Origin of the sequence: Sinorhizobium terangae, from assembly GCF_009601505.1 — a bacterium.
In the GTDB taxonomy this organism is placed as follows: Bacteria; Pseudomonadota; Alphaproteobacteria; order Rhizobiales; family Rhizobiaceae; genus Sinorhizobium; species Sinorhizobium terangae.
This window is the reverse complement of record NZ_WITC01000120.1, coordinates 132,754-144,758: the sequence shown is the minus strand read 5'-3', so window position 1 is coordinate 144,758 and position 12,005 is coordinate 132,754. Positions and strand designations below refer to the sequence as shown.

Here is a 12,005-nt window from a genome sequence, read left to right as displayed (position 1 = left end):
GCAATTCCGGCTGGCCACGCTCCCCCGGAATCTTCTTCATAGGACCGCTGACTGGATCGATTTTTCAAAACGCCGCTGCTATAGACGATGCCCGTGGGCCGTGAAAGGCCCTGACCGAACGTTTTCGGTCTACGGTGCCGCGCGCCTTAATCAGACGCGCAAAGGCCGCACTTTTGAATTGCTGCATGTCTTGGCCCTAGATCGGGTGCATCTAGGGAAACATGCAGTGGAGGCGCGATTGGGATAAAGGGGGGTCACTGCTCCATCGCGCTCTAACCTATTGAAATCGATCACGATGATTTTGGATTGATCCAGTCCAAACTCATCGTGATCTGGTGTTTAACCGGGTTCAGCAGAGGTTGTGTAACGTGTTTGGCAAAGTATCTCGCCGTGTTCTCGCCGTATCGCTTCTTGCGGCGCTCGCCGGCTGTAACAAGACGCAAACGGGCGGCGCCATCGAATCTGGCGGAAGTGCGTCCGCTGCTACGCCGGCGGTAATACAGGCGGCCTGCCCTCAGATTACGCTTCGGGACGGGACGTCCAGCTACCGCACCTATGCGAAGGGCGCGAAGGACGATCCGACCAAGGTCGTCTATCAGGCGTCGCTCGCCGACACCACGCGTCAATGCGTGCAGAGTGAAGATGCGCTCAAGGTAACGGTGGTGGTGCAGGGACGTGTCGTGGCGGGCCCCGCTGGAGGACCCGGCAAGGTGACCCTGCCGATCCGCGTTGCCGCGACGGACGGTAAAAAAACGCTTTATTCCGAACTCACCCAATTTCCGGTCGAGGTTCCGCAGGGCAGCGCCTCGACCCAGTTTGTTTTCACCAAGGCCGACGTGACGATTCCCGCTGGTGCCGGCGCCGAGGCCAAGGTTTTCGTCGGCTTCGATGAGGGACCGTACCGGACGCAGTGACTACTGCATGTTTCCTTAAATCGTAGCCGATTTAAGGATAAAAACATGCAGCAAAGCGCTACAGCGTCCTTTGCGCGTCTGGCAAGACGCGCGGCGCTGTAGGTGGACGCGAAATCCCACAGCGCGCAACAAAAAACGCCGGGGCATGCCCCGGCGTTTTTTTATCCGTTCGCGGCCGCCTTATTCGGCCGGGACGCTCTGGCCGGCTTCCCATTTGTAGAGCGAGAAGCTCGGCGAGGTGAGATCGCCGGTTTCGCCGTAGGTCAGCTTGCCAATGACGGTATCGATCGCGTCGCCGGACTTGATTGCCGTCGCGACTGCGTTCGGGTCCTCGGCGGAGCCCGCTTTTTCGATGCCGGCCTTGAGGACCTGCACGGCGGCATAGGCATTGAGCGTGAAGGCTTCTGCGGGGATGTTCTTGGCCTTGAGGGCCTCGATCACCGGAGCGGCTGCCGGGTTGCGGGTCGCGTCGCTTGCATTGGTGTAAACCGTGCCGCTCGCCGCTTCGCCGCCGATTGCCCAGAACTCGGTATTAGAGAGGCCATCGCCGCCGAGAAGCTGGGCGTTTACGCCCTGGTCGCGCATCTGGCGAACGAGCAGGCCGCCTTCGGCATGATAGCCGCCGAAATAGACGACGTCGACGTTCTCGGCCTTGAGGCGCGTGACGATGGCGCCGAAGTCCTTTTCGCCGGGGGTCAGGCCCTCGTAGACGACTTCGGTGATGCCGCCCGCGTTGATCGCGGCCTTGAACCCGTCGGCAAGCCCCTTGCCATAGGCGGCCTTGTCGTGCAGCACGGCGACGCGCTTGTCCTTTAGGTTCTTGATGACATAGTCGGCGGCAACGACCGCCTGCTGGTCATCCCGCCCGCAGGTACGCAGCACGTTCCACAGGCCGCGGGTCGTGAGGTCCGGCGTCGTCGCCGTCGGCGTGACCATCAGGATGCCGTTTTCCGCGAGCACGTCCGATGCCGGCATCGAGGTGCCGGAGGTTACCGGGCCGACAACATAGCGCAGGCCTTCGCCGGCAAGCTGGTTTGCAACGGATACGGCTTGCTTGGGCTCACCGGCGTCATCGACGATCTTGATGACGATCTTTTCGCCATTGATGCCGCCGGCATTGTTGATGGCCTCGACCGCCGCTTCGGCGCCGTTCTTGACCTGCTCGCCGAAGGCGGCGACCGGGCCCGTGAGCGGGGTGATCACGCCAATCGTGATATCGGCATGGGCGAGCGGTGCGAAAGCGACACTGGCCGCCAACGTCAAACCGGTCAATATCGAAAGACGCATAATGTCTCCTCCTTGGAAGTAACGCTTGTAGACTGCTTGATATAGCCCCTGGGCGCAGTGCGAAAGCCATGATTTTGAAGGAAGGTCAAGCGCAATCAATGCGGCATGGCGTCCTTGTGCAAAGTGAACGCGCCCCCATCGCAACCCGCGGGATTTTCCGTCCCGGCAGCAGCCGGGGCGAAAAGGATCGCACGGCCGTCAGGCCGTCATGGACTCCGACCATTCGGCGAGCGCGGCGATCACGCCGGGCAAAACCGCCATGCGGGAAATCACCGTCTCGGCGCCAGCTTCGGTCAATTTGTCCGCGTGCGAAGGATAGGTATGGGCACCGCCGGTGAAGCCGAGGACCCGCATCCCTGCGGCGCGTGCGCCATGAATACCATGCACCGAGTCCTCGATAACGAGGACGCGCGAGGGTTCGATACCGAATTGGGCGGCACCGTGCAGGAAGATATCTGGCTTCGGCTTGACGCGGTCCGGGCCGAGATCGCGCGCGGAATAGATATGCTTGCCGAAATGGTCCTTGATGCCGACCTTGCCGAGCATGATGGCAAGGCGCTCGGAGGTGGAGTTGGAGCAGACGCAGTGCGGCAGCGTCAGCTGCATCAGTGCCGGCTTGACGCCCTCGATGATCTTGACATCGCGGGCGAGCCGCTTGTCGAGAATGGCATCGACCTTGTCGATCAGCGATGCCGACAGTGGAATACTCGCCTCTTTCTCGATCGCCAGCAGCGTGTTGTGCCAGGTCATGCCGGCGAAACGCTCGGCCATTTCCTCGACACTGATCGGGTAGCCCGCTTCCGTCAGCAATCCGGCCTCGACTTCCGAGGCGATGATTTCCGAGTCGACGAGCACGCCGTCGCAATCGAAGATAATGAGATCGATACCGGTCATTTGGGGGTCAGTTCCTTGGGAGAAAATACGCCAGCGGCAGGGGGAGGAGTCTGGATCGCGGCGAAAGCGGCAGTCGAGCGAGCTTTATACGATGGCGGTCCAAAGCTCAACCTTTGGAAATCGCCGGATGCGCATGCGAGCTTGCTCGACAGCGTCGGGATGCACCTCTATCTGTAGCGCATGAACAAGGAACGTGACGACACGCTTGCGAGCCGCATCAGCCGCGTGCTTGCCGAAAGGATCATCTCCGGAGTGCTGCCGCCAGGCGAGCGGCTGCGGCAGGATCACGTTGCAGAGGAATTCGGCGCCAGCCATGTTCCCGTTCGCGAGGCCTTTCGTAGGCTGGAGGCGCAGGGGCTTGCCGTGAGCGAGCCGCGCCGCGGCGTGCGTGTCGCTGCTTTCGACCTCAAGGAGGTGCGTGAAGTGGCCGAGATGCGGGCCGCCCTGGAAGTCCTGGCGCTGCGCCACGCCGTGCCTCACCTGACGCCGGCGATCCTGGACAGGGCCGAGGCGGCAACGGCCGCGGCAGACAGTTCCAGAGATGTGCGCTCCTGGGAGGCGGCGAACCGTGCCTTTCACCGGATCATTCTCGAGCCCTGCGGTATGCCGCGCCTGCTCGCCGCGATTGACGATCTTCACGCGGCAAGTGCCCGATTTCTCTTCTCGGCCTGGCGGTCGAGTTGGGAGGCGCGCACGGATCATGATCATCGCGCGATCCTGACGGCTCTCCGTCAGGGGAAGGGCGACGAGGCGGCCGCCATTCTCGAGCGTCATGTCGGATGGATCGGCAAGACTCCGGTAAGGACGGCCTCAGGCGAAGTTCGCGACGCCTTTTCGATCGTCGGCTAGCGCACGCCCGACCGGGGTGGAGTGTTTCGAATTATCTATAATTTTAGAGCGAGGGCTCGCTGAAGGTCCGCCGGGGCCTTCCGGTAGCCTACTGCATGATTCCTCAAGTGGGAACCGATTGAGGAAAAAATCATGCAGTGATTCAAAGCTCTACGGCGCGATTTTGCGCGTCTCAAAAGATGCGCGGCATGTAGGGGCCGGCGATTTCGTGGCCTCTAGCTATTGATTGCACCTCTGCTTACGGGTATTGAGCGAATTATAGATAGTTCTAGAAATTATCTATAATCGTGAAATACTGGTTTAGGAGAACCCATGTCCGAACTCGTTTCTGCGTCTGCCTTCGATCCGCTTCGTCTCGGCGGTAAGGCGTTGCCGCTCAAGGCCCTGTTCGTGCTGGCAGGCACCGGCTTTCTTGCGCTTTCTTCGCAGATCAGCGTGCCGATGGTGCCGGTGCCGATCACCATGCAGACGTTCGCAGTCACCATGATCGGTGTTATCTACGGCTGGCGCCTCGGCGTGGTCGCGATCCTCGCCTGGTTGGCGGAAGCCATCGTCGGCTTGCCGGTGCTTGCAAACGGCGCCGGCGGCATCGCCCATTTCGCCGGTCCGACCGCCGGCTATCTTGTCTCTTTTCCGTTGATCGGCGGCCTTGCTGGTTGGCTGGCTGGCCGGGGCTGGACGGGCGATCGGGTGGTGCTGAGCTTCCTCGCGCACTTTTCCGCCAACATACTCTGCCTCGTCATCGGCGCGGCCTGGCTCGCGACGCTGATCGGCCTCGACAAGGCGGTCATGTTGGGTGTCGTCCCGTTCCTGCTCGGTGCCGTCCTGAAATCGGCGCTCGCCGCCGCAGTTCTGAAGGGAATCCAGGACCGTGTTCGTGAGCCGGCGGACCTGCTGTGACGGTTCGCCTGCGCGGGCATCACCTTCTGTGCCTGCTGACTTTCGTGGGCGAGGGCTATACGCCCTCGTTCACCCGCAACTACCAAGTCGTTGCCCGTCGCCTTTCCGCCGGCGAGCCGATCGAGATCGTCGAAGGGCCGGACGATATCTGTGCGCCGATGCTGGGTTTGGCCGAAGCTCATTGCCGCAACGAGAATATCCGCGGTCGCGACAGTCGGGCCTTGGCTGCAGTAGCCGACCTGCTTGGGTTTCCGCTTGGCCCAGGCTCCGTTCTCATTCTCGACGACCGGCGTCTTCAGGACATGCGCGGCGCCTTTGCGCTTGGTTCTGTCCGTGGTGCCTGCGATGAATGCGAATGGTCCGCCCTCTGCACGCGCGTCGCGCGCGATGGCTTTGCCGGCGCGGTCGTTCGAGCCGGGTGGGCGCCGCCTGCCTTATTGCGGGAAGAGCTCTGAGAAGGCTTTTTCGCCGGTATCGGTAAAGCGAATGGCGCGGCTGTTCTGCTCGCGCCTCGCCCACCCCTTGTCGATGAAGAGGGTCAGGAGTGCCTCGCCGAGCGAGCCGGCAAGATGCGAGCGGCGCTCGCTCCAGTCGAGGCAGGTCCGGCAGATCGGCCGCCGGGATTTCTTGAGCGCGGCATAGTCGATGCCCAGGGCCTCGACGCGCGCCTGACCGGCATCGGTCAGCACAAGGTCATCACCGGTTACGTCGATTTGGCGCGCGGCGACCAGGCTGTCGAGCATGCGTACCCCGTAGTCACCAGCGAGGTGATTGTAGCAGACACGCGCCTTTCTGAGCGCCGGGTCCTTCGGTCCCGGTCGATGCCGCGTCAACCCACGGCTTGCCGCAAAGCCCATGATGCTTTCGAGCATCAGCCCGACCTCGTCCTCGCTCAAGGCATAATAACGGTGGCGGCCCTGCTTGCGCTGCGTGAGCAACCCGCCGGCCTCCAGCTTGGCAAGATGCGAGCTTGCGGTCTGCAGCGTTATTCCGGCATGCGTCGCAAGCTCCGTGGCCGTCAAAGCCCGGCCGCCCATCAACGCGGTCAGCATGTTGGCGCGCGCAGGATCGCCGATGAGCGAGCCGATCAGGGCAATGTCCGGACCTTCCTTCATACTTCGATCATAATCGAAGCATTCGCGCCGAACAAGGCGGCATAGTTGTCTTCATCACGAAGGAGACGACCATGATCACCTGTTTCATCCGTTACGAGATCGACCCGTTCCGCAAGGACGATTTCGCGGCCTATGCCCGCAATTGGGGCGAAGCCATTCCCCGCTGCGGTGCCGATCTCATCGGCTATTTTGGCCCGCACGAGGGGTCGGCTACGATTGGCTACGGCGTCTATAACATCGAGAGTCTTGCCGCCTACGAAGCCTATCGAGCGCGGCTCGCCGCCGATCCGCTCGGTCGCGAGAACTACGAATTCGCCAGGCGTGAGCGCTTCATTCTCAAGGAGGACCGTATCTTTTTGAGGAACGTCTCTCTGCCGCAAGGAAAGGAATGACGCGATGATTGCGGTAATATTCGAAGTCGCGCCGTCCGAGGACGAGCGTGACACCTATCTTGGCCTTGCCGCCGATCTGCGTCCTCTGCTGGACGGGATCGACGGCTTCATTTCGATCGAGCGGTTTCAAAGCCTTGCCGATCCGAACAAGTTGCTGTCGCTTTCCTTCTGGCGAGACGAGGCGGCGGTAAAGGCCTGGCGTAACGGTGCCGAACATCGCGCAGCCCAGGAGGCGGGCCGGCGGGGAGTCTTTGCCGATTATCGGCTGAGGATCGCGACGGTCGTCCGGGACTACGGCCTCAACGATCGCGATCAGGCGCCGCCGGATAGCCGGCAATGGCACGATCGAGCCCAAACGACTTGAGCGAGGCGCTTCAAAGCTGGGCCACCGATCGCGGATCGGTCGGCGTAAGCATGGACGCAAATTTTTCCGGAACGGTTTCAGCCTTTGGTAACCATCTTCGGTAACCATAAGCGTATAGTCAGTCCGAGTAAGCGTATTTTGCGAGTTGTCCATGTCTTCAGTTGTTTCGCTTGCCGAAATCTCCCGTGCCGCCCGTCCGTTGAACTGGCTCGACAGCATCATCAAGGGAGATTGCGTGGCCGCGCTGAACGCGCTTCCCGATAATTCCGTCGATGTCGTTTTTGCCGACCCGCCCTACAATCTCCAGCTCGGCGGCATGCTGCACCGGCCTGACCAATCGCTGGTCGATGCCGTCGACGACGACTGGGACCAGTTCGCCTCCTTCGAGGCTTATGACGCCTTTACCCGAGCGTGGCTGCTTGCCTGCCGCCGTGTCCTGAAGCCGACCGGCACGCTCTGGGTGATCGGTTCCTACCACAATATCTTCCGGGTCGGCGCGATCCTGCAGGACCTGCATTTCTGGATCTTGAACGACATCATCTGGCGCAAGACCAATCCGATGCCGAACTTCAAGGGCCGCCGTTTCCAGAATGCACATGAAACGCTGATCTGGGCGACGCCGAACGCAAAGGCCAAGGGCTACACCTTCAACTACGAAGCCATGAAGGCGGCGAACGACGACGTTCAGATGCGCTCCGACTGGCTGTTCCCGATCTGCTCCGGGGCCGAGCGTCTGAAAGGTGACGATGGCAAGAAGGTGCATCCGACGCAAAAGCCCGAGGCGCTTCTCGCCCGTATCCTGATGGCCTCGACAAAGCCGGGCGATATCGTGCTCGATCCGTTCTTCGGCTCCGGCACCACTGGTGCCGTCGCCAAGCGCCTCGGCCGCCATTTCGTCGGCATCGAGCGCGAGCAGGATTATATCGATGCCGCGGCCGAACGCATCGCAGCTGTCGAGCCGCTCGGTAAGGCGACGCTTTCCGTCATGACCGGCAAGAAGGCGGAGCCACGCGTTGCCTTCAACACACTGATCGAAAGCGGACTGATCAAGCCCGGCGCAGTTCTGACCGATGCCAAGCGTCGCTACAGCGCGATCGTGCGCGCGGACGGAACGCTTGCCTCGGGTGGCGAGGCCGGTTCCATCCACCGCCTTGGCGCGAAGGTACAGGGCCTTGATGCCTGCAACGGATGGACGTTCTGGCACTTCGAAGAGGGCAACAGTCTGAAGCCCATCGACGAACTCCGATCCGTCATTCGAAATGACCTGGCAAAACTGAACTGATCAACCAGTTCCGCTCGGGTCTTCGAAAAGCGCTCCATCCGGTTTTTGTACCTTCAGTCCCGGAGGGAGAGCTTTAAACGCCCGGAATCCGATGAGGATTCCGGGCGTTTGTATGAAGTAGGAACGGCCCTTCATCCGGCCTGCCGGCCACCTTCTCCCCGCTTTTGCGGGGAGACGATCGCATACGCTCCGGGCCATAGAATCGCTGGTTTTTGGAACAGCGAGGCCCCGGCTGCTGTTCGCAGCCAGGGCTCCATGCCAAAAAGCAAACAATCAGAGAAAGAAGTCGTCGACCCGCAGGCTGGACACGCCGTTTACCTTGATCTGGAAATCGGCGTAGCCGTCGCCATTGACATCGCCCGAGACGACGCCGGAGCGGAAATTCAACTCGCCCGCCTCGCCGGAAAAGCCGCGGCTGCCGATGAAGGTAAAACTCTGGTTTCCGCTCCAGGTCGTGTCGGCGTCGATCGTCGAAAGGTCGATGACGTCCCATTCCGACCGGTGGAAGTCGGCGATCACGTCGCGCCGGCTGCCGACGGCCGATTCGCTGATCGAGTTGAAATCGAAGCTGTCGGTGCCGGTGCCGCCGTTGAGATAGTCGAAGCCGGTGCCGCCGCGCAGGATATCGGCGCCCGAACCACCATAGAGATCGTCGTCGCCGGTGCCGCCATCGAGGAAATCGTCGCCGCCGAGGCCTTCGAGAATGTCGTGGCCGCCGAGCCCACGCAGCACATTGGCGACCGAGCTGCCGGTAATGTCGTCATGGCCGTAGTTGGTGCCCGTCGCATTCTCGATGCTGATCAGGTCTTCCCGGCGGCCGGTGCCGGTGGTCGCATATTTGTAGCCGAGGTCGATCGTCACGCCCCGGCCGCGCTCCGAACCGAAGCTGTCCTGCAGTTGATAGCTGATGGTGTCGACGCCGGTGCCGCCGTTGAAGTAGTTCTTGAACCCGACGGAAAGGAAGGTGTCGTTGCCGCTATCGCCGTAATAGTCGCTGGCGTAGGTTTCGATCTCGAAGCGGTCGTTGCCGCTGCCGCCGTAAACCACGTCGTAGGAGCTGGCGTCACGGACACGGGCGTCGGCGATATAAAGATCGTCGCCGGCGCCCATGAAGATATCGTTGCCGCCCTCGAAGTAATTAACGACAACGTCGTTGCCGTATCCCGCATCGACGAAGTTATATCCGCCGTAACTGTCGGTCCTGTTCAGATAAATCTGGTCATTTCCATCAAGGGCATAGATCTCTACCGAGATATAGCCGTTCTGGACGATCTTGTCGCTGTAGTTCGTGCCGTAGATACGCGTGGCCATGGAACAGAACCTTTCAGAGTGGGCGTCGAATTCTGGTCCTGATCATGAACGGCGCGAGCTGAATGGCGGCTGAACCGATTGTGGCGCTTTGATGATTTTACAGCCAGTACGGGCATCCCCGAACGGTCTTAGTGCTGAATGCCATAGCAGGCGAGATCGACCTTCAGCTTCTCGGCGTCAGTGAAGTGAACCGCGTGCCAACCCGCACTGCGCGCGCCCTCCACATTGGCCATGCTGTCGTCGATGAAGAGCGTGGCGGCGGGCTCCAGATCGAAGGCTTTCGCATGGGCCCGATAGATCGCGACTTCCGGCTTGATCAGGCCGACATCGCCGGAGACCGTCACGCCGCGTGCCAGCGTCAGGAAGGGATAAAGCTTCTGGGCCTCGCGGAAGGTGTCCGACGCAAAATTGGTAAGCATGGTGACGTCGCGCCCTTCGGCGATCAGTCCCTCCATCAGGGAAACGGTCTCGACATAGGCATGCGGCACCATCTCGTGCCAGCATTTGCGAAACGCCCGAATCTGGTCCTCGCGATCCGGGTGTACCCGAACCAAAATCTCCTCCGCTTCTTCCCACGAGCGTCCTCGATCCTGCTCGACGTTCCAGTCATGGGTGCAGACATTGGCGAAGAACCAGTTGCGCTCGGCTTCATCCGGAATGATGCGGCAGTAGGGAAGACGCGGATCGTAATGGATCAACACCTTGCCGATGTCGAAGACGATGTGGCGGATGTTTGCGCTGCTCATCGGCAATCCTTAGATGTTTCAAAGTCCTGTGCGGGGAAACTGATGAAAACGCTTCTCGCCTGAGCCTAGCTTCGCTCGGTCTTGAAGGCGTTTGGTATAGCCTGGGCGATTGCCTTTTTCATGACGGTTGGCAATGCTTGCGCCCCGAGCGATGCGACCGGCTCCCACCATCCGTTCGTTCCCGTCTCGGGGCGCTGAACATTGGCGCGGTAGACCGACAGGCGCAACTCGAAATGCGTAAAAACATGCGTGATCGTTCCGCAGGCCTGCCAAGGCGCGGCAAACGGTTGGGCATCGACCGAGGTTTCGCCGTCGTGGCGGGCGGTCCATCCCGTTCCGGGCACCTCGGTCATACCGCCGAGAAGGCCGGTGCCGGCGCGCTTCTGCAGATAGACGGCGTTCGAGCGGTCGATCGCCACGAATGCGGCGCCGAGGCGCAGCGGTTTTTGCCTCTTTTCCGCCTTGCGTGGAAATGTTTCGGGGTCGGCCGTTGCAAGCGCCATACAGCTTGCGCGGAAGGGACAGAGCGAGCAGGCCGGCCGCTTCGGCGTGCAGATCGTCGCGCCGAGATCCATCATCGCCTGCGCGAAGTCACCCGGGCGGTCCTCAGGCGTCAGGGCAAGGACTCGCGCCCGCATTTCCGGCTTGGCCGCCGGCAGTGGCGTTTCGATGGCGTAGAGCCGCGAGATCACGCGCTCGACATTGCCGTCGAGAACGGCGCTTCGGCGGTTGAAGGCGATCGCCGCGACTGCCGCCGCCGTGTAGCCGCCGATACCGGGAAGTGCTTTCAGCGTGTCCTCACCGTCCGGAAAGCGTCCGCCGTGCTCGGCCGCCACCGCTTCGGCACATTTCTTCAGGTTGCGCGCACGGGCGTAATAGCCGAGCCCAGCCCAAGCTTTCATCACGTCTTCGGTATCAGCAGCGGCAAGATCGTTGATCGTCGGCCACAGCGTCAGGAACTTGTTGAAATAGGCCTTGACCGCCTGGACGGTGGTCTGCTGCAGCATGACCTCGGACAGCCAGACGTGGTAAGGATCGGCGATGACGCCCTTTCGCGCCATTGGCGGCGAGACCCGCCAAGGAAGATCGCGGTGGTGGCGATCGTACCAGTCGAGAAGAAGAAAGGTGGCGTCCGCCGCCGGGGTGTCGTGCTTCATTTGCCGGGGAATCCTTTTCCGGCCTATAGTTGGATGACGTCACTACAGCGCCGCGCGACTTATGAGACGCGCAAAGGACGCTGTAGCACTTTGAATTGCTGCATGTTTTTATCCTTAAATCGGCTACGATTTAAGGAAACATGCAGTAGGCTTCAAGGCGCAATCGGAACTGCAAACAGAAAGTCGTGCCGGTGAATCAAGAGAAGGCCCGCAGGGGCGTCGTCCAGATCAGCGAGGTCGCAAACAGCCTGATCGATCCGGTGCTCGCCAAGCGCGCGGGCATCAACACCATGCTGCTCGGCTCCTGGGACGAAATCGCCGGTCCGGAGTTTGCCGACTGTACACGGCCGGAAAAAATCGCCTGGCCACGTCGTGCTTCTGAAATGGGCGGCGAGGGCGGCCATCAGCCTGGCGTTCTGACCGTCGCCTGCGAGGGCGCGAGAGCGCTTTTCCTGACCCACGCCCAGGGCGAACTGATCCAGCGGATCAACGGGTTTTTCGGTTTCTACGCGATCGGTCAGGTCCGGATCGTGCAGAAGCCGGTTGCGGCCGCACCCAAGCCGTCCCGTCGTCAGCGTCCGCTCGTCGGCGAGCCTGCGCGAAAGCTCGAAGCCATGGTGGAAGGTGTGGAAAGCGAGGCGCTGAAGGCCGCGCTCCGGCGTCTTGGCACATCAGTGTTTTCGTCGCGCAGGAAGGAAACGTGATCTTCAAGCGGTCACGTTTCTTTGAATTCAGTTGAGACGGCGCCCCTTGTCGCCTCCAGCAAGGCAAGTTATCGAATTCGCAATTTAATT

General features: G+C 61.2%; 14 protein-coding genes. 8 read left to right on the top strand and 6 right to left on the bottom strand.

Annotated features, from left to right (window positions below):
• The first annotated feature begins 368 nt into the window (after positions 1 to 368).
• Positions 369 to 914, top strand: coding sequence for a hypothetical protein (locus GHK62_RS28050; RefSeq protein WP_184108504.1), 546 nt, complete (start codon positions 369 to 371; stop codon positions 912 to 914).
• A 180-nt stretch (positions 915 to 1,094) separates the two neighbouring features.
• On the opposite strand, the gene GHK62_RS28045 is transcribed toward GHK62_RS28050, so the two are convergent.
• Complete coding sequence (locus GHK62_RS28045; RefSeq protein WP_153442207.1) at positions 1,095 to 2,201, bottom strand: branched-chain amino acid ABC transporter substrate-binding protein; 1,107 nt, start codon at positions 2,199 to 2,201, stop codon at positions 1,095 to 1,097.
• A gap of 198 nt (positions 2,202 to 2,399) precedes the next feature.
• Positions 2,400 to 3,095 (bottom strand): HAD family hydrolase, encoded by a 696-nt coding sequence (locus GHK62_RS28040; protein ID WP_153442206.1) that lies wholly within the window; start codon positions 3,093 to 3,095, stop codon positions 2,400 to 2,402.
• A gap of 180 nt (positions 3,096 to 3,275) precedes the next feature.
• On the opposite strand from GHK62_RS28040, the gene GHK62_RS28035 reads away from it, so the two are divergent.
• The 3 genes from GHK62_RS28035 (at position 3,276) to GHK62_RS28025 (ending at position 5,299) form a co-directional block, all read left to right on the top strand.
• Entirely contained in the window at positions 3,276 to 3,944 is a 669-nt protein-coding gene (locus tag GHK62_RS28035) for a GntR family transcriptional regulator (RefSeq protein ID WP_153442205.1), read from the top strand.
• Between the two features lie 312 nt (positions 3,945 to 4,256).
• Positions 4,257 to 4,844, top strand: coding sequence for a biotin transporter BioY (locus GHK62_RS28030; RefSeq protein ID WP_153442204.1), 588 nt, complete (start codon positions 4,257 to 4,259; stop codon positions 4,842 to 4,844).
• On the top strand, positions 4,841 to 5,299 hold the full coding sequence (locus GHK62_RS28025; RefSeq protein WP_184108505.1) for a DUF1284 domain-containing protein: 459 nt from the start codon (positions 4,841 to 4,843) through the stop codon (positions 5,297 to 5,299). The genes GHK62_RS28030 and GHK62_RS28025 overlap by 4 nt, the downstream gene beginning before the upstream one ends.
• On the opposite strand, the gene GHK62_RS28020 is transcribed toward GHK62_RS28025, so the two are convergent.
• Positions 5,279 to 5,959 (bottom strand): ArsR/SmtB family transcription factor, encoded by a 681-nt coding sequence (locus tag GHK62_RS28020; RefSeq protein WP_153442203.1) that lies wholly within the window; start codon positions 5,957 to 5,959, stop codon positions 5,279 to 5,281. The genes GHK62_RS28025 and GHK62_RS28020 overlap by 21 nt on opposite strands.
• Before the next feature lie 71 nt (positions 5,960 to 6,030).
• Between GHK62_RS28020 and GHK62_RS28015 the strand changes: the two genes are divergently transcribed.
• The 3 genes from GHK62_RS28015 (at position 6,031) to GHK62_RS28005 (ending at position 7,997) form a co-directional block, all read left to right on the top strand.
• Positions 6,031 to 6,351 (top strand): NIPSNAP family protein, encoded by a 321-nt coding sequence (locus GHK62_RS28015; protein ID WP_153442202.1) that lies wholly within the window; start codon positions 6,031 to 6,033, stop codon positions 6,349 to 6,351.
• A 4-nt stretch (positions 6,352 to 6,355) separates the two neighbouring features.
• On the top strand, positions 6,356 to 6,715 hold the full coding sequence (locus GHK62_RS28010; RefSeq protein ID WP_153442201.1) for an antibiotic biosynthesis monooxygenase family protein: 360 nt from the start codon (positions 6,356 to 6,358) through the stop codon (positions 6,713 to 6,715).
• A 151-nt stretch (positions 6,716 to 6,866) separates the two neighbouring features.
• Complete coding sequence (locus GHK62_RS28005; RefSeq protein ID WP_153442200.1) at positions 6,867 to 7,997, top strand: site-specific DNA-methyltransferase; 1,131 nt, start codon at positions 6,867 to 6,869, stop codon at positions 7,995 to 7,997.
• Positions 7,998 to 8,270: 273 nt separating this feature from the next.
• Here GHK62_RS28005 and GHK62_RS28000 read toward each other — a convergent pair whose 3' ends face one another.
• From GHK62_RS28000 to mutY, 3 genes are all read right to left on the bottom strand, one after another.
• Entirely contained in the window at positions 8,271 to 9,308 is a 1,038-nt protein-coding gene (locus tag GHK62_RS28000; protein WP_153442199.1) for a calcium-binding protein, read from the bottom strand.
• 128 nt (positions 9,309 to 9,436) lie between these two features.
• Positions 9,437 to 10,054, bottom strand: a complete 618-nt coding sequence (locus GHK62_RS27995; RefSeq protein WP_153442198.1) for an HAD family hydrolase — start codon at positions 10,052 to 10,054, stop codon at positions 9,437 to 9,439.
• Between the two features lie 65 nt (positions 10,055 to 10,119).
• On the bottom strand, positions 10,120 to 11,211 hold the full coding sequence (gene mutY / locus GHK62_RS27990; protein WP_153442197.1) for an A/G-specific adenine glycosylase: 1,092 nt from the start codon (positions 11,209 to 11,211) through the stop codon (positions 10,120 to 10,122).
• A 191-nt stretch (positions 11,212 to 11,402) separates the two neighbouring features.
• Between mutY and GHK62_RS27985 the strand changes: the two genes are divergently transcribed.
• On the top strand, positions 11,403 to 11,915 hold the full coding sequence (locus GHK62_RS27985) for a DUF721 domain-containing protein (protein ID WP_184108506.1): 513 nt from the start codon (positions 11,403 to 11,405) through the stop codon (positions 11,913 to 11,915).
• The last annotated feature ends 90 nt before the right edge of the window (positions 11,916 to 12,005 follow it).

Excerpts from the sequence above, each read along its gene's own strand:
- GHK62_RS28015 (WP_153442202.1), top strand. The coding sequence starts at position 6,031 with ATGATCACCTGTTTCATCCGTTACGAGATCGACCCGTTCCGCAAGGAC.
- GHK62_RS27995 (WP_153442198.1), bottom strand. The coding sequence starts at position 10,054 with ATGAGCAGCGCAAACATCCGCCACATCGTCTTCGACATCGGCAAGGTG.
- GHK62_RS28005 (WP_153442200.1), top strand. The coding sequence starts at position 6,867 with ATGTCTTCAGTTGTTTCGCTTGCCGAAATCTCCCGTGCCGCCCGTCCG.
- GHK62_RS28045 (WP_153442207.1), bottom strand. The coding sequence starts at position 2,201 with ATGCGTCTTTCGATATTGACCGGTTTGACGTTGGCGGCCAGTGTCGCT.
- GHK62_RS28020 (WP_153442203.1), bottom strand. The coding sequence starts at position 5,959 with ATGAAGGAAGGTCCGGACATTGCCCTGATCGGCTCGCTCATCGGCGAT.
- GHK62_RS28000 (WP_153442199.1), bottom strand. The coding sequence starts at position 9,308 with ATGGCCACGCGTATCTACGGCACGAACTACAGCGACAAGATCGTCCAG.
- GHK62_RS28010 (WP_153442201.1), top strand. The coding sequence starts at position 6,356 with ATGATTGCGGTAATATTCGAAGTCGCGCCGTCCGAGGACGAGCGTGAC.
- mutY (WP_153442197.1), bottom strand. The coding sequence starts at position 11,211 with ATGAAGCACGACACCCCGGCGGCGGACGCCACCTTTCTTCTTCTCGAC.
- GHK62_RS28040 (WP_153442206.1), bottom strand. The coding sequence starts at position 3,095 with ATGACCGGTATCGATCTCATTATCTTCGATTGCGACGGCGTGCTCGTC.
- GHK62_RS28030 (WP_153442204.1), top strand. The coding sequence starts at position 4,257 with ATGTCCGAACTCGTTTCTGCGTCTGCCTTCGATCCGCTTCGTCTCGGC.
- GHK62_RS28035 (WP_153442205.1), top strand. The coding sequence starts at position 3,276 with ATGAACAAGGAACGTGACGACACGCTTGCGAGCCGCATCAGCCGCGTG.